The 16,669-nt window shown below is 63.7% G+C and carries 14 protein-coding genes; 6 read left to right on the plus strand and 8 right to left on the minus strand.

Translation table 11 applies throughout. The features are described 5' to 3' along the window. Nucleotides 1-13 precede the first annotated feature (13 nt). Nucleotides 14-1,210 (minus strand): hypothetical protein, encoded by a 1,197-nt coding sequence (locus FIV42_RS07235; RefSeq protein WP_141197024.1) that lies wholly within the window; start codon nt 1,208-1,210, stop codon nt 14-16. A gap of 346 nt (nt 1,211-1,556) precedes the next feature. On the opposite strand from FIV42_RS07235, the gene FIV42_RS07240 reads away from it, so the two are divergent. Next, entirely contained in the window at nt 1,557-1,865 is a 309-nt protein-coding gene (locus FIV42_RS07240; protein WP_141197025.1) for a hypothetical protein, read from the plus strand. Nucleotides 1,866-1,887: 22 nt separating this feature from the next. Here FIV42_RS07240 and FIV42_RS07245 read toward each other — a convergent pair whose 3' ends face one another. Further along, nucleotides 1,888-2,334, minus strand: coding sequence for a DUF2141 domain-containing protein (locus tag FIV42_RS07245; RefSeq protein WP_141197026.1), 447 nt, complete (start codon nt 2,332-2,334; stop codon nt 1,888-1,890). Nucleotides 2,335-2,445: 111 nt separating this feature from the next. Then, the gene (locus FIV42_RS07250; protein ID WP_141197027.1) at nt 2,446-3,795 is read right to left on the minus strand and encodes an FAD-binding oxidoreductase; all 1,350 of its coding nucleotides are present in this window, start codon (nt 3,793-3,795) and stop codon (nt 2,446-2,448) included. A gap of 243 nt (nt 3,796-4,038) precedes the next feature. Between FIV42_RS07250 and FIV42_RS07255 the strand changes: the two genes are divergently transcribed. After that, on the plus strand, nt 4,039-5,106 hold the full coding sequence (locus FIV42_RS07255; protein ID WP_141197028.1) for a hypothetical protein: 1,068 nt from the start codon (nt 4,039-4,041) through the stop codon (nt 5,104-5,106). Between the two features lie 6 nt (nt 5,107-5,112). Here the strand turns inward: FIV42_RS07255 and FIV42_RS07260 are convergent, their stop codons facing one another. The 4 genes from FIV42_RS07260 to FIV42_RS07275 form a co-directional block, all read right to left on the minus strand. Further along, nucleotides 5,113-6,117, minus strand: a complete 1,005-nt coding sequence (locus tag FIV42_RS07260; RefSeq protein WP_141197029.1) for a ribose-phosphate diphosphokinase — start codon at nt 6,115-6,117, stop codon at nt 5,113-5,115. Next, entirely contained in the window at nt 6,114-6,812 is a 699-nt protein-coding gene (locus FIV42_RS07265) for a phosphoribosyltransferase (RefSeq protein ID WP_141197030.1), read from the minus strand. Before FIV42_RS07265 ends, FIV42_RS07260 begins: the two co-directional genes overlap by 4 nt. 316 nt (nt 6,813-7,128) lie before the next feature. Further along, complete coding sequence (locus tag FIV42_RS07270; protein ID WP_141197031.1) at nt 7,129-7,656, minus strand: DUF2231 domain-containing protein; 528 nt, start codon at nt 7,654-7,656, stop codon at nt 7,129-7,131. A 22-nt stretch (nt 7,657-7,678) separates the two neighbouring features. Then, nucleotides 7,679-8,023 carry a PepSY domain-containing protein gene (locus tag FIV42_RS07275; RefSeq protein WP_141197032.1) on the minus strand — a complete coding sequence of 115 codons (345 nt, stop codon included), beginning with the start codon at nt 8,021-8,023 and terminating at the stop codon, nt 7,679-7,681. A 263-nt stretch (nt 8,024-8,286) separates the two neighbouring features. Here FIV42_RS07275 and FIV42_RS07280 point away from each other — a divergent pair, with 263 nt between their 5' ends. The 3 genes from FIV42_RS07280 to FIV42_RS07290 all read left to right on the plus strand — a co-directional run bounded on the left by FIV42_RS07280 (nt 8,287) and on the right by FIV42_RS07290 (nt 13,962). Continuing rightward, nucleotides 8,287-8,757, plus strand: a complete 471-nt coding sequence (locus tag FIV42_RS07280; protein ID WP_141197033.1) for a hypothetical protein — start codon at nt 8,287-8,289, stop codon at nt 8,755-8,757. 189 nt (nt 8,758-8,946) lie between these two features. After that, complete coding sequence (locus FIV42_RS07285; RefSeq protein ID WP_141197034.1) at nt 8,947-10,644, plus strand: efflux RND transporter periplasmic adaptor subunit; 1,698 nt, start codon at nt 8,947-8,949, stop codon at nt 10,642-10,644. 54 nt (nt 10,645-10,698) lie between these two features. Next, complete coding sequence (locus FIV42_RS07290; RefSeq protein WP_141197035.1) at nt 10,699-13,962, plus strand: efflux RND transporter permease subunit; 3,264 nt, start codon at nt 10,699-10,701, stop codon at nt 13,960-13,962. A gap of 316 nt (nt 13,963-14,278) precedes the next feature. Here the strand turns inward: FIV42_RS07290 and FIV42_RS07295 are convergent, their stop codons facing one another. Beyond that, the gene (locus FIV42_RS07295; RefSeq protein WP_141197036.1) at nt 14,279-15,241 is read right to left on the minus strand and encodes a transposase; all 963 of its coding nucleotides are present in this window, start codon (nt 15,239-15,241) and stop codon (nt 14,279-14,281) included. Between the two features lie 505 nt (nt 15,242-15,746). Here FIV42_RS07295 and FIV42_RS07300 point away from each other — a divergent pair. Beyond that, nucleotides 15,747-16,574: a hypothetical protein gene (locus FIV42_RS07300; RefSeq protein WP_141197037.1), complete on the plus strand. Its 828-nt coding sequence runs from the start codon at nt 15,747-15,749 to the stop codon at nt 16,572-16,574. Nucleotides 16,575-16,669 lie beyond the last annotated feature (95 nt).

Raw genomic sequence — 16,669 nt, forward strand, 5'->3', positions numbered from 1 at the left:
ACCGGGTTCCCGTTCATTCCCCCACGAATTCGAACGACAACGTATTCGACGTCTTCACTCCAATGGGAGCCCCCACCACCGGTGCCCCGGCGGGATTAAGGAAAGCGACCACCGTGTATTGAGCAGCGTCTTTGCCCGCCGTCGGGATTTCGATTCGCGCCACCGGTTTTTGATCGGTCGACGCGTAATAGTCTCTCGTTCCGTAATCACCCTCGAAGGCAGGTTTCATGCGGAACGTATCGAAGATCTGGTCACCCTCGAAGACCATATAGACGACATCTTCGACATCGATTCCCCGCTCTTCATCGATCTCTGTGAGTAGCGAATACAGGGTAAGCTCCAGTGTCTCATCAGCGGACTGAAACCGCTGGTACAACTGGATATCGTTTGGACCCGCCACCTCTTCCCATGAGTAGACCGAGTCAGGTGGGGTTAAGAAGAGAAAATCCGAATAGTCCACCAAATTTTTCGTGAGCGGCGTCCACGAGGCGCTCTCTGTGGTTGCTTCGCGGATTGACGGTGACCTCGTAGGCTCGCACCCTCCATAAAAGACCCGATATGCGTAGCCGGGAATGGCCTTGAGGTATGGGTCGAAGCCAGTCTCCTCGGATGGTGTAACGTCCGGAATGAAGACCACGCGCAGGTCATACGCTCCAGCGCCCTTGGTAAACGAAGATGCGGGAACCGCGAGGGTGCCGTTGAAGGGGACCCCGTCTTCAAACGTCATCGACTGTTGCATGACCAAAGAGTCCTCATCCTCCAACTCGAGGTCCGCAATGCTCGGGTAGCCGTCAGCAGACGAAACCTCGGTGACTTTGAAGAGGACCGGTTCGAAATTGAGCAGGACCATCATCGTCCCGTCGATGTCGCCGACGCCGTAATGCACCCGTCCGATATCCATCACGAAGTGCTCGCCTTCGTACAGCCAGTTGTCGAGCCCTGAATAGGACTCCATATGCGGTCGAGCGAAATTCCGGAACTTCCGCCCCTTCTGGAAACCGGAGTTTTGACCACTCTCCACTCTTAGGAACGGATTGTTGCCGTTCGGGTTGTCGGGCTTGACGAATTCCCCGTCGCTGTTCACGCACGCGTCATGCTGCCGAGCACGTTCGACCGCGTCCTGGTCGGCTCCATCTTCCTGGCATCCAGCGAACGACAGCGAAATTGCGACTACGAGCGACAAGCAAACACTCTGGGAAAGATTGCGCATGCTCTTCTCCTGAAGAGTTGAGGGACGACAGACAAAACCACACAACCTTACCCAGAACCACCCCAAAATGTTCAAATACGACACAAAGGCGGATGAACACGGTGTCTGACACCGTGTCAGCTGGCTCGGAACGCCTTCTATTTGGCAATTAAGGACTTAGGGGTTGCGTATCGAGAGTGCGTTCCAACTCGCAGCCCCAAAATCCTTAGTTGCTCGTTTAGAGGGCGCCACCACCCTGCAAGGCCGAACGAACATGGTGTCTGACACCGTGTCGGCGGCGGTTTGTGTTCGCGCCCACACAAGCGTTACACTGGGCCCATCGCGAACCGACAGGCCGGAGTGACGCATGCTGAGTATCTTTTCAACTGACTTCTGGAACGAGAATTCGGGGCAGATGGCGCTCGTCGCCATCGCGTTGATGTTCGGGATGTTGGTCTACCAGCACCTGGAGCGAAACGACGAGGGCGAGCAGGAGAAGCAACGGGCCATCGAGGCGTGCCTCGAGTTGCAGGACCGACACTTCTGCGAGTCTCGCATCGAAGAGCGCCACGAGCACTGCATGTACCGCAACTACCGGCCCGAGGGGCGCTACAGCTCTAAGCATTTCGACCGGCAGGGGTACCAACGCTGCGTGTCGCCCGTCGGCTTGCATTAAGTAACTACACGACCGTTGTCGTTCAGTAAGTCATCTTCGCCGTCAGACTCTTCTTGCCGCCCTTGTATTTGAACTTGGCGTCGTCGAAGTCCGGCGGCCCGAAGCTCCCCTTGGCGTTGCGCGAGGCGCATAGCCCTTCCGAGGGAATCCCCACCAGGTTGGTGTCGAGTTCGTCGTCGGCGTCCTCGTCGTGGTAGGCGGCCAGGCCGTAGGTGCCCGGTTTGACGTCTTCAAACCGGCAGGTCGCCTTTTTGCCGACGATCTTGGCGCTGACCTCGACCACCGGTTCGTCGAGCCAGTTCGACTTGTTGTATAGGGCGCAGCGCACTTGGCCGCTGGCGTCCTTCAGCCCGGTCACCGTGAAAACGAGTTCGTCGTCGCCCGCGGGCTTCGATTGTCCGGACGCCGGCGCGGCGCCGAAGACCACCGTTGCCGCCGCGAGTACAGCCCAGCCAAAAAGTCGTCGCATCGTATTCTCCCAAAGGTGTCAAAGGGGCCGTTCTTCGGAGGCAGCGCTTCTAGCGCTGGTTGCAACCCCGTGCGCCTTTGCAACCAGGGCTAGAAGCCCTGCCTCCCATAATTAGCGCGCCAAACCGACGCGTCGGGCCTGGTTCGAGGTGAAGACGTGCTCCGGATCCCATTTATTCTTAACCTCGCGCCACTCGTCCAGCCGCGGGTACATCTGCGCGAAGTGCTCGGCGGTCGTGAAGGCGTCCTTGGCCAGGTAGACCCGCCCGTCGGCGTCGAGGACCATCTCGTCGAGCTCTAGCAAGAACGCCTCGAGGCCGTCGCGGATCGGAAAGTCGATCGCCAGCGTGTAGCCCGGGCGCGGGAACGACAGGTGCCCTTCGGCCTCGTCGCCGAAGCGCTTGAGCACGTTGAGGAACGGGCAGAACCCGCTGTGGGCGATGCGCTCGAGGATCGCGCGCAGCCGTCGGCGGCCGTCGTCGAACGGGATGACGAACTGGTACTGGGTGAACCCGCGCTTTCCGTAGCCGCGATTCCACTCGCCGACGAAGTCGAGCGGGTAGAAGAATTTCTCGTAGTGAGCCACGGGCGTGGGGGTGGCCTGCATCGTCTCGATGATCTTGTTGAGGATGCGAAGCGTCACCGGGTTGAGCGACTGCGAGGGCATATCGAACGGCACCTCGAGCAGCGGCGGGCCCGACACCGACAGCGGCTCGCGGCGCATCTTCGCGGGCAGCGCGTCGAGCGGAGCGTGCTCGCCGACGACCAGCACTCCGCGGCCCAGGCGCGCGCCGGTGGCCAAGGGGTCGATCCAGGCGACCGAGTACGGGTACTTGGCGTCGTACTCGGCGAGCGCGTCGAGCATCTCGTCGAGGCTCTCGGCGCGGATGGCCTTTTGGCGAAAATAGGTCGTCTCGACCGGGCGCAGCCGAATCGTGGCCGTCAGGATGATGCCGAGAAGGCCCATGCCGCCGAAGGTCGCCCAGAACAGCTCGGGGTTCTCGGTGCGGCTGGCGGTGACGACCTCGCCGGCGGCGGTCAAGATCTGCATCGACTCGACGCAGTTGGCGAACGTGCCGTCGACGTGGTGGGCCTTGCCGTGGATGTCGTTGGCGATGCAGCCGCCCACGGTCACGTACTTGGTGCCCGGCGTGATCATCGGCAGGAAGCCGCGCGGGGCGAAGTCGCGCAGGATCGCCGCCAGGCTCACGCCCGCCTCGCAGGTGAGCACGCCGCTGTCGGCGTCGAAGTCGAGGTAGCGGTCCATGCGCGTCAGGTCGACGACGATGCCCCGGTCGTTGATCGCCGAGTCGCCGTAGCTTCGCCCCAACCCACGCACGATGGTGCCCTCGGGGTCGACGCTCTCGAGAATCTCGCGGGTACGCTCCGGACGGGTGATCTTGCACTGCGCTTTGGGATATTGCCCCCATCCGGAGAGCTGCTTTTCTGCTGTAGGAACCATGGCCGATACGTCTGAGTGTCGGGGGTCGTTGAACTTTCGGCGGGCAACGTAGCACGCATCGCCACGCAGTCACACTGGCTTCGATGCGGTGGCCGGGCGCGGCGTTGCGTTTACCCCATTGGTTGGTAGCACTCGCCCCGAACGACTTCGGTGCGGGGGCATCTGACGACTTCGGTGCGGGGGCATCTTGCTCTCGTGTTCGGTGCGGGGGCATGCACTCGCTCCGAACCTTGGAGGCGGACCATGTCACAACGCCCATCACGCCATCACACCCATCCCCAGCAAGCCAATCCCCAGCAAGGCTGGGTCGACACGCCCGACGGCGCGCCCGACCGGCTGGCCGCCAAGGTCGCCGCGCTGCGTCGCCCGCAGGCCTACCCGGGCGAGGTTCGCACGGTCGAAGCCCTCGAGACGCATATGTCGTGGGTGTTTTTGACCCGGACCCGCGCCTACAAGCTCAAAAAGCCGGTGCGTACACCGCTGCTCGACTACACGTCCTGCGAGGCGCGACGACACGGCTGTGAGCAGGAACGCGCGCTCAACCAGCGGCTAGCCGCGAGTGTCTATCTGGGGGTCACGCCGCTGGTGGAGTCGTCCTGGGGTATCCACATCGGGGGCGAGGGCGCGACGGTCGACTGGCTGGTCGAGATGCGCCGGCTCGCCGACCCGCTGATGCTCGACGCCTGCATCGAGCGCGGCGAGGTGCGCCCCGACGACGTCGCGCAGGTGGCCGCCAAGCTGTGCGGGTTCTACGCCGACGCCCACCCCGCCCCGACCGACGCGGCGACTTACCTTGCGTCCATCACCTCCGATATAGAGGCCAAGCAAAGCTCGCTCGCGCAACCCCACTATGGGCTGGCGAGGCGAGAGGTCGCCCGTGCGGCGCAGAACCTGCTTGCGGGCGTTGACGCCCATCGGGCCGAGCTCGAGGCACGCGCCGACCGCATCGTCGACGCTCACGGCGACCTCCGCCCCGAGCATGTCTGCTTGGAGTTCGAGCCGGTCATCATCGACCGTCTCGAGTTCGACCGCTCGTTGCGCCTGCTCGACCCGGCCTCCGAGCTCGCCTTCCTCGCCATGGAGTGCCGGCGGATGGGCGCCGGATGGATCGCAGACGAGCTGTTCGCCACCTACCGACGGCTCACCGACGACGCCGTCTCCGAGGCGCTCTTTGGGGTGTACGGCGCCTATCACGCCCTCGTCCGGGCGGCGATCGCGGCGTGGCACCTCGACGACGACGCCCTCGACGACTCCGAGCGGCACCGCCGCCGGGCTCGCCGGTACTTCGGCCTCATCGACCAGTTGTCGTGAATCGGCTCACAGGCCGGTGAGCTCGACGAGGGACTCGTCGTCGTGCAGCCGACGGATGGCGTCGGCCAATAGCGGCGCGCAATCGACCACTTCGATACGCTCCTCGAGGAGTTCGGGGTCGACGCGACGCGGCGGGATCGTGTCGAGGATGACCACCTTTTCGAGCGCCGACTCACTCAGCACGACGCTGGCGTTGGCCGAGAAGACCCCGTGAGTGGCCGCAGCGTACACCGCCGTCGCCCCCTGCTCGCGGCACGATTTGGCCGCGCGCGCCAGCGTCCCGCCGCTGCTTATCAGGTCGTCGATGATGATCGCCACCCGGTCGCGCGTATCGCCCACGACGGTGCCGCCGCGCACCACGCCCTCGCTGCGAAACTTCTCCAGAAACGCAAAGCCCACCGTGGCGTCGAGCCTCTTCTCGAGGGCCTGGCGAAAACGCTCGGCTCGCTTGACCCCGCCGGCGTCGGGCGAGACGACCACCGCCGGACGCTCGCCGAGCACGGAGGCGAACGTGTCGACGAACGCCGAAGCAGCCGTCAGGTGCTCGGTGGGGATGCGAAAGGCGTTTTGAAACGCCGCCGGGTTGTGCACGTCGACGGTGACCATGCGGTCGATGGCGGCCGCCTCGAATAGGCTGGCGACGTAGCGGCTCGAGACCGGGTCGCGCGGCTTGGTGCGCATGTCCTTGCGCGAATAGCACAGGTAGGGGGCCACGGCGGTGAGCCGACGCGCGCCGGCGTCGCGAAGCGCCGCTAAGAAGAAGAGCATGCGCACGAGTTTGTCGTTGACCGACAGGGCGTCGTCGCCGAAGAGCGACTCGACCACGTACACATCGCGGCCGCGCACGCTCTCCAGCGGGCGGATCTTGTGCTCGCCGTCCTCGAAGTCGCGCTCCTCGTGACGCCCCGGCTCGACGCCGAGCCGCGCGCAGATGCGCTCGACAAGCGGCCCTCCGCTCGCCAGCGAGAAGACGGCGAGGGGCTCGGCGGGCGATCGATGCGAGCCGGTCATGGCGAACTCCTCGGGTGGGACTCGCCGCCGGAGGGGCGGTACTCGGCGGCGGGAAGCTCGTCGCGAGCGCGATCGAGGAGGCGCACGACCTCCTCGTCGGGCACCTGTCGGAAGTCGTCGTACCAGAAGCCGATGGCCAGCAAATCGTCGGGCGCCTTCAGAGCGACCAGCTCGTCGACCTCGCCCTCGAGCGCGGCGACGGTCTGCTGGGCCGCCACCGGCACGGCGAGCACGAGGCGACGAGGCGCGTGGCTGCGCACCGAATGGATGGCCGCGCGCACCGTGCCGCCGGTGGCGATGCCGTCGTCGACGAGGATGACCGTGCGGTCGCGAAGCCGCGGGGTGCGCTGCTCCTTTCGGAACTTACGCACCCGCTCCTCGACCTCACCGTGCTTGGCGCGGATGGCGTCGGCGAAGCGGTCCTCGCTCAGCCCGAGCTGGGCGAGCATCGCGTGGGACAGGTAGACGTTGTCGTCTTCGGCCACCGCCCCCACCCCGAGCTCGGGCTGCCAGGGCGCGCCGACTTTGCGCACCACCCACACGTCGAGCGGCGCCCCGAGCGCGCGCGCCACCTCGAAGGCCACCGGCACCCCGCCGCGGGGAAGCCCGAGCACAATCGGGTGCTCTTCGGCATAATGCTGCAACGCCTGCGCGAGTTGCCGGCCGGCGTCCTCTCGATCGCTAAACTTGTCCATGGAGCCGCCCTGGGATGTTACGAAATCGGAGGTTGCGAAATCGCTCTCGAGAGCGGTCGATCCGTCGGACCGCCCATACTCTCGAACGATGTCCACCCCGGCGGCTAGGTCAAAGGCCAACGAAGAGGAGGCCCGCTAGTGGGGTGACACCGAAGTGAGATTCAACCATTCGGCGAGGATAGCGCCGCCAGATTTGGATGCGAATCCCGCAGGCGATGCAGCGCATCGTCGAGGAGTGAGCGCCGAAGCTGGTGGTGCTAGTCCGGCGAAGGTGAATCGAATCTCGGTGTCCCCCTACTAGGATTGTCGGTGGGAGTTACTCGAATTCGGTGCACATCTGCGAGGGGCGATACACACCTGCTGCTTGCTGATAGACGAGGCTCGCGCCGAGGTGGCCGACGTAGCCGAGAAGCCCGCTGGCCCCCAGGAGGGCGATGCCGATGAGGAGGGAAAGAGGGGTGCGCCAACGTTGGAGCTTTTCGACCAAGACCACGGCCCAGTCGAGGAGAATCGCGCCGGTGAAGACGGCGGCGACGACAAAGGCATACTCCTCGTGTGCCTCGACGACCGTTGGGTCGCACAGAGTACGGGCGACCTCGGTATCGGCGAGGTCGCCCGTGTAGACTGCAGCCCAGGCTGTGACGGCGCCCACGGCGAGCATCAGTCGCCCTGCAGGAAGCAGGAAGGACCAACGGCTCGACTGGTCGCTCGACTGGTCGCTCGACCGGCCGACCCACTGCCCGGCCAACCAGGCCAAGGTCCCGCACATCAGCAAGACGATGGGAAAGTGGACGACGAGCGGGTGGATGAGCTCGGTGCGCCAAATGCTGGGCAAGTCGGACATCTAATCTACCGAGCTCGGAGGGTTACTCGACGATGGTGACCGACAGCGGATCGAGGCGCTTGCCGACCTTCTTGACCTCGACCTCGACCTTCTGGCCCTCTTCGAGCGCCGAGAACTCGACGGCCTCGCCGCCCTTGGTCAGCTTGGTCTCCTCAATGAAGTAGAGCTCGAGCTCTTTGCCGTCGGCGTCGACGTAGATCTCGTTTTCGTCGGCCTTCACTTTCTTGACGGTGCCCGTGTAGGTGCCGCTCTCGACGACGGCGTGTTCTTCGCCCTCTTCACCGCCCTGCTTCTCGCAGCCGGTCAGAGCGACCGCGCCGAAGGAGAGCGCCAACAGAACCGTCAACATCCGTGCCAAGCTTCGCATAATATATCCTCCAAAAATGTGACTGATTACGACCCGCCGAGGCAACCCAACGGGCGACGGATGGAGAGTTTCGTTGCGAGCGAGCAGATGTCAATCCCGGATACGGAAACAGGCTGTTTACCACAGGATTAGCCCAAGCGAAGTCTGGCGATTGACGAGATGCTCCCCGAGCTACGCCTTCGCCGGCGCAGGCAGCCGCTCTCGAGGCTAGACTTTCCGGGAAGTCCCAATGACTTAGCTTTGTTTATGAGACGATTATCGCGATGAGCGAGTTTCCAGACGACGACACGATGACCCGACCGAGACTACAGAGCCGTCTGATGACGGCAGCCGGCTTTTTGAGCGGCCTGGCGGCGCTGCTGCTGGTGCTGACGGCGCCGCTGTCGGCGGCGTTTGCCGTCGAGGCGGGCGGGTCGGACACGCATGCGTGTTGTCAGAGCGTCGAAGAGACGTCGGCCGGCCATGCAGACGGGCACGACTGCTCGCCGATGGCTGCGCCCACGTCCACCTCGCACCCGTGCGGATGTCACCTGACGCCCGACGACGGCGAGCCGGGCGCGGCGGTGTCGCTGACCGCGAGCACCGTAACCTTCGGGGCGCCGGTCGCTGCGCAGACCAATATCCAGGTCGATATCCCGCTGGCGCGCGCGCCTGACGAGCTTGCGCCTGCTGCAGCCTTGCAGCCCAAGCCCTCCTCTGCGCTGTACCTCCTGAACAGCGTCCTGCTGCTTTGATCCCAGCCTAAATTGCGGACATCGGGGCGCGTGCATTCCTGCTCTCGTACACGAGGGCAAGATGCCCACGCACCGATGACGAGGGCAAGATGCCCACGCACCGATGACGAGGGCAAGATGCCCCCGCACCGAGGTGCGTCGCAGCGTCCACTGGTCGATTGAGCCGGTTAGCCGGGCAAAGGATCGAAGATGAAAAGTCGCGTCAAGCTATGGATTTTTGCAGGCCTCGCGCTCGTGTTGGGCGCCGGGGCGACGTTGTTGATTGTGTCGTTCGGGGACGACCCGCCGAGTGAATCCGTGTCGCACGCAGGGCACGACCACGCGCCTGGCGAATATGCCCTCGACGAGCAAACCGACGGTGAGTCGGACACCTACTACACCTGCCCCATGCACCCGTCGGTCGTCTCCGAGACGCCCGGGTCGTGCCCCGTGTGCGGCATGGACCTGGTCGAAAAATCGAAGTCGGCCACCGGCATGGACCCGCAAGAACTCGCCGAGATTGGGCGCGTTGCCCTGAGTCCGACGCAGCGTGTGCTGGCGAACGTGGCCACCGTCGAGGCGAGTGCGGGCGCAGGCGGCGCGGCCGGCGAGGTGCGCGCGGTGGGCGTGGTCTCGTACGACGAGCAGGGCCTGGCGAGCATCCCGAGTTGGACCGACGGGCGCATCGAGGAGCTGATCGTCAAGGAGACCGGCGCGGTCGTCGACGAGGGAGATCCGGTCATGGAGATCTACTCCGAAGAGCTTCTGGCCGCCCAGGAGGAGTACCTGGTGTCGTTGGGGAGCAGCGACGGGTTTCTGCGAAAGCAGACGCGCAAGCGCCTCGAGCTGCTGGGGATGAGCGACAAACAGATCGAGCAGGTTCGCAAGTCGCGCGAGGCGTCGCGTACGGTCACCGCGTTTGCGCCCAACGCCGGCACCATCACCAACCTCAACGTGCGCCAAGGGCAGTACGTCGAAGAGGGCACGGCGCTGTACGACATCGCCGACCTCTCCAACGTGTGGATCGAGGCCGAGATCTACGAGAAGAACCTCGCCGCCATCGACGAGGGCATGCCGGTGCGCGTGGTCGCCGACGCCTTCCCGGGCGACCCGATGCAGGGAAAAGTCACGTTCATCCACCCGGTGGTCGACGACGCGACGCGCACGGTCAAAGTACGCGTGGAGGTCGCCACTGGCTCGGAAAGTGGCCAGGCGAACAGCGACGAGGAAGCGACGAACGCAGCCGAGCCCGCGCAGGCCCAGAAGCTCAAGCCGGGCATGTACACGTCGGTCTACTTCCAGACCGGCGCGACGCAAGACCAAGAACAGACGCAAAACAAAGAACAGGGGACCGAGCCGACGGTCACCGTGCCCAAGTCGGCGGTGCTGCGCGGCGGCAAGTCGAGCAGCGTCTTCGTCGAGGTCGAACCCAACGTCTTCGAGCGCCGCCAGGTCGAGCTCGGCCCGTCGACCGACGAGATGCTGGCGATTCGCTCGGGCGTGGAGGCCGGCGAGCAGGTGGCGTATCGCGGCGGGTTCTTGCTCGATTCAGAGGTGCAGCTCAATTCGTTTGGTGGTTCCGGAGGGGCTCACCATGGTGGACACGGCGAAGATGAAGGGGTTCACCACGGGGGGCACGGGGACACGGGGGAAAGCCCAGAGGGGGCCGAAAAGTTGAGCCATGCGGATATCCCGGCGGGGGGTAAGGAGTTCGACCCGTCGATCCCAGCCGGCGCGGTGCCCGAGGGAGCGTGGTACTGCGACATGAACGACGCGACGCACTGGATTCAGCACGAGGAAGGCGACGGTGAGTGCCCCGTGTGCGGGATGAATTTGAAGCAGAAGGACGGGGAAATCACCACGGGGGACACTGAGAACACGGGGAAAAACATTACTCCAGAAAAGTAGTTCTCCGTGTCCCAGTGAGCACCGTGGTGAATCCTTAGAACAGGAACGATTATCATGATCCGAAGAGTCATTGACTGGTGCGTCGAAAACCCGCTGATGGTCGTCATCGCCACGCTTATTGCGGTCGGTGTGGGCATCTGGTCGGTCAAGAATACCCCGCTCGATGCGATTCCGGACCTGAGTGAAAACCAGGTCATCGTCTACACCGAGTGGCCCGGGCGCGGCCCGCAGGTCATCGAGGACCAGGTGACCTACCCGCTATCGGCGAATCTGCAGGGGATTCCCGAGGTGAAGGCGATTCGGGCGACGAGTTATTTCGGGTTCAGCCTCGTCTACGTCATCTTCAACGACGACGCGGACACCTACTGGGCGCGCAGTCGCGTGCTCGAGAAGCTCAACTACGCCCAGAGCGAACTGCCCGAGGCGGTGACGCCGACGCTGGGGCCCGACGGCACGGGTGTGGGGCACGTGTATTGGTACACGCTGCAGACGAGCGAGGAGAACCCGCAGAACCTGGCCGAGCTGAGGGAGCTGCAGGATTATTATATTCGCTACAAGCTGCAGTCGGTCGAAGGGGTGAGCGAGGTCGCCTCCATCGGCGGGTTTGTGAAGGAGTACCAGGTCGACCTCGACCCGACGAAGCTCGAGGCCTACGACGTCAGCGCGGCGCAGGTCGCCAAGGCGGTGCAGGCGTCGAACCGCGACACCGGCGGCAAGATCTTGGAGCAGTCCGACGTCGAGTATTTCGTGCGCGGCCAGGGCTACTTCAAGGACATCGAAGACATCGAGCAGGTGGTCGTCAAAACGAGCGCCAATGGGGTGCCAGTGACCGTGCGCGACCTCGGATTCGTGCAATTGGGCACCGAAATCCGCCGGGGCATGCTCGACGAGAACGGCGAGGGAGAGGTTGTCGGCGGCGTGGTCGTGATGCGCTATGGCGAGAACGCCAAGGAGGTCATCGAGCGCGTGGAGGCGAAGATCGACGAGATCGCGCCGGGCTTGCCCGAAGGCGTGACCATCGAATCGGCCTACGACCGAAGCGAGCTCATCGAGCAGAGCGTCGACACCCTCACCGAGAGCCTCATCGAAGAGGCGATCGTGGTGAGCCTGATCATCTTGCTCTTCTTGTTCCACGTGCGCAGCTCGCTGGTCGTCGTGCTCACGCTGCCTGTGGCGGTGCTCATCGCGTTCATCTTCATGAAGCAGATGGGGATCACGTCGAATATCATGAGCCTGGGCGGCATCGCGATTGCGGTCGGCGTCATCGTCGACGCGTCCATCGTGATGGTCGAGAACGCCTACCGGAAGCTCGCCGAGTACGCCGAAGAAGGCGGCGCGCCGGACGAGGAGACGCGCAAGCAGATCATCAAGGATGCGTGCAAGCAGGTGGGCCCGGCGCTGTTCTTCTCGATGCTCATCATCATCACGAGCTTCGTGCCGGTGTTCATGCTCACCGGCCAGGAGGGCAAGCTGTTTACGCCCCTGGCGTGGACAAAGACGCTGACCATGGTCGGCGCGAGCGTGTTGGCGATTACGCTGGTGCCGGTGCTCTTGGTCGTCTTCCTGAAGGGGAAGCTTCGCCCCGAGGAGGACAATCCGGTCTCGCGGTTCTTCGTGTCGCTGTACACGCCGATGCTGCGAAGCGTGCTCAAGCACCCCAAATCGACGATTCTGGGCGCGTTGCTCTTGGTGTCAGTGACCGTGCCGCTGGTGACAGGCGTCGGTTTCGACTTCAAGGGGGACCACGCGCCCGAGCAGATCGTCGAGCCCATCGGCAGCGAGTTTATGCCGCCGCTCGACGAGGGGAGCATCCTGTATATGCCGGTGACGCTTCCCAACGTGAGCGTGACTGAGGCCAAACGCTTGCTTCAAGTGACCGACAAGATCATCGCCGAGCACCCGGAAGTCGACTACGTGCTGGGAAAGATTGGACGCGCGGAGACCGCGACCGACCCAGCGCCGGTGTCGATGATCGAGACGATTGTGATCTTGAAGCCCGAAGACGAGTGGCGCGATGGCGTTACCAAAGACGACATCATCTCGGAGCTCGACCAGAAGCTGCAGATTCCGGGGATGTCGAACGGCTGGACCCAGCCGATCATCAACCGCATCAACATGCTGGCGACGGGGATTCGCACCGACATCGGGGTGAAGTTCTTCGGGCCCGACCTGGACAAGCTGGGCGACTTGGCGCTGGAGGCCGAGCAGATCTTGCGCGAGGTGCCCGGCGCGGCCGACCTGTACGCCGAGCGGGTGACCGGCGGCCACTATGTGAACATCACGCCGAGGCGCGAGGACATCGCGCGCTACGGGCTGACGGTCGAGGACGTCAACCGCGTGACCGAAATCGCCATCGGCGGGATGCCGGTGACCGACACGGTCGAGGGGCGCAGCCGATTCCCGGTGCGGGTGCGCTATGCTCGCGACTACCGCAGCTCGGTCGACAAGCTCGAGGGGGTGCTCCTCACGACGCCGTCGGGCCAGCAAATCCCACTGGGGCAGGTCGCCGACGTCGAGTTCGACGACGGCCCGCCGATGATCAACTCGGAGAACGGCGACCTGCGGAGCGTAGTATTGCTAAACGTGCGCGGCCGCGACATGGGCGGCTTTATCAAGGAGGCCGAAGAGGCGCTCGAGGAGAACCTGGAGATGCCGCCGGGCTACAGCTACACGTGGTCGGGGCAGTATGAGAACCAGAAGCGCGCGAACGAGCGGCTGTCGTATCTGATCCCGCTGGCGGTGCTGATCATCTTTATGTTCTTGTATTTTACGTTCCGCAACGTGGGTGAGTCGCTGGTGGTGATGCTGTCGGTACCGTTCGCGTTGGTGGGCGGCGTGTGGCTGCTGTACCTGATGGACCTGAACTTCTCGGTGGCCGTATGGGTGGGCTTCATCGCCCTGTTCGGCGTGGCCGTGGAGACGGGGGTGGTGATGCTGGTCTACCTGCACGAAGCGCTCGACGAGCGACTGTCGAGGCGGCTTCGCGGCGCCGGCCTCGACCCGCGAGAGGCCGACGGCGAGCAGGTGGCCAGGGTGATGGGGCCCGAAGACGTCCACGGCGCCGCCGTCGAGGGCGCAGCCTTGAGGCTTCGCCCCAAGCTGATGACCGCAGCGACCACGCTGCTGGGGTTGACGCCGCTGCTGTGGGCGACCGGCACGGGCAGCGACGTGATGAAGCCCATCGCAGTGCCCATGGTCGGCGGCATGGTGTCGAGCGTGCTGCTGGTGTTGTTCGTCATCCCGGTGATCTTCGACCTGATGAAGCGGCGGGCACTGCGCAAGAAGAAGCTCACCTATAGCGCGCTAAGCCACGGATAACCCCCAATCTCGCTTCCCACACACGGTGTCTGACACCATTTCACGCCCTCCTCATAGATGGGTGTCAGACACCGTTCCAAATAGGTTTTATGGGGGTCTGCGCGAGATTGCCGTCGCATTTCAGACTTCAATTCAGCGCAATATCCCACCGATTCGTGACGCGCAGGACCAACGACTGCATTCCGCCGCGCACTTTTCGGCCATTCTTTGTAGCAATCTTGATCTTGGGCGCACGGATGACGCACTTCGGCACACTCGCGCTCTAAAACGCACGAGTTGGCGGGGTACGATGGCTGGCACAGCGTGTGGGGTAAGCTTAGTTGAGTGACTGCGGCGGCACTCGACGGATCTCGTGGCTGCCGCCCACGCAGAACTGGTGGCCCGGTGGGATGGTGCCGTCGGGGAATTCGATCTCGGTCTTGCCTTTGCGCCACTTTCGCACTGCCTTTCGGTAGCCACTGACGAGCAGGCGCCTGCTCTCACGGTACGCCTGGCGCTGCTTGCAGTCGCCGCCGTGGCATAGCGGTCGAGGCGCCTTCTTGGGGTCTTTAGGGCGTTCGTTCCACTTCACGCTGAGCACCTTCTGGGGCCCAGGACATGGTCGTTTTCGCTTTTTGGCCAACTCACCTGCGTGCTGGTGGCACGTCTCGACGATCTTCTGGTGATACGCCTCGTCATCGAGGTCTTTCCACTGCGGGAGCTTTGCCATCTCGAGCGTGTAGCGCTCAGTGGCCATCTCGATGAGCTCGGCTTCGGTCTTGCCTTCGTTCTTCTTTTTTCGCTTCTCTGCCCAGTACGTCTTGCGATTGACCACCTCGCCCACCATCGGCTTGCCGCTCTTGTGGATATCCCACGAGCACAACCCCGGCCACAGCTTCGGGTGACTCACCAGGCCCGACTCGCTGGGGTTGCACACGATATAGCGCAACCGGTCGACCATCGCCTCGTCGTCCATCACCTTGGTCGCCGTGTAGCGGCGCTCCCAAAAGGTGCCAGTGCGGTTGCGCAAAGCGTTGATTTTCTTGGCCAGCTGGCTCTGAAAGTCGCGCATGAACAGGTGCAGCTGCAGCTTCTTCGAGCGCGCCAGCATGTGGAAGTGGTTGGACATGAAGCAAAACGCGAAGATCTCGACGCTGTAGCGCCACGCGTACTTGGCCAACAGCCCCAGGATGATGGCGTTGACCTGCTCCTCGGGCAGAAGCGCGTACATCTGGTGCAGGGTGCGATTGCTCAACTCGTAGATGACATCCTTTTCCTGATTTCGCAGCGGGTGTCCCATGGGTGCCGTGCTCCGTAAGAGATGAAGGTTCGTCTACAGCCCTCATTACGGTTTTCGGCAAAAGGGGGCGATTCGTTGCGTGTTCGGGCGAGATTTCTTGGCGAACCAAGGGAAGCGATCGCGCACAAGATCGCGCTCAGATGCGCATGAAACCTTACCCACACGGTGCCTGACACCGTGTTCGGGAGGGGGGAAGATCGGGGGCAAATTTCTGTTCGTGTCGACCAGCGTTTAAGGCGGCGAGCACCATGTTCCTCGATTTAGGCGAGCCGAACCGAGGGCAAGGCCCATTCGCTCGACACAAACATCACCCATTGTTCTATGGCCACATCGCCAGACCGCCCCCTGGTTATTTCATGTCGCGTACACACTCGGAGTACGAAAAAACCGCCGTGAAATTGCTTTGCGCCTAGTCACGGCATAATCTGGGAGGTGTAGAGAGTACGCTTGCGCGTCATGACGACGCGGCTCTTTTGCAATCTTCGATTTTGGCTGAGGCATATCCATGGTTGCTCAATCATCGTTGCGTCAATTCCTCGTCCTGCTCGTCGTGGCCCTGTCTCTGATCGTGGTGGGGTGCACCGAGGAGTCGACCTCCAGCGGTGGCGACACCTTCTCGATTGGGGAGTCCGGGGCCCCCGAGGGCGCCTGCACCGACATCCAAGGCTCTTGCCCCGCCGACCAGTCGGTGTGCAGTGACTACCTGCTCGAATGCGTCGAGTGCACCAACGACAGCCACTGCCCGGCCGGCAAGCCCAGCTGCGACCCGGTCGACGGCGAGTGCCGCGAGTGCACCTCGAGCAGTGACTGCCCGGCCTCCGAGCCCATCTGCGACGCCCTCGACGGCGAGTGCCGCGCGGCATGTAGCTCCGACGCCGACTGCGAGAACGAAGACCTGCCCAAATGCGACACGGCCTCGGGCGTCTGCTACGCCTGCAAGCAAAACGCCGACTGCCCCGCCGACAAGCCCATCTGCGACGCCAACGGCGCCTGCTCCGAGTGCGCTTCGAACAACGACTGCCCCGCCGGCGAGCCCGTGTGCGTACCCGGCAAAGGTGAGTGTGAAGAGTGTACCAGCGCCTCCCAGTGCGGCGCCGCGGCCCCCTACTGCGTCGACTTCGACTGCGTCCAATGTGTCTCGAACGCCGATTGCCCGGCCTCCGAGCCCATCTGCGACACCGGGGAGTTCGAGTGCACGACCTGCCAGTCGGACGACGACTGCGGCGGCGACACGCCCTACTGTGACGACGGCGAGGGCTGCTTCGCCTGCACCGAAGACGAACATTGCGCCGCGGGCGAAAGCTGCAAAGACGGCGTCTGCGAGCCAGAATGATCATCACGCGCTCCACTGAATAAAAAACCCGCCCGGCTTCGACAGCCGGGCGGGTTTCTTTGTGTGGACTCGAGTCGGATGACGTCGGCTCGAAT

The sequence above is a fragment of the Persicimonas caeni genome (assembly GCF_006517175.1).
Classification (GTDB): Bacteria; Myxococcota_A; Bradymonadia; order Bradymonadales; family Bradymonadaceae; genus Persicimonas; species Persicimonas caeni.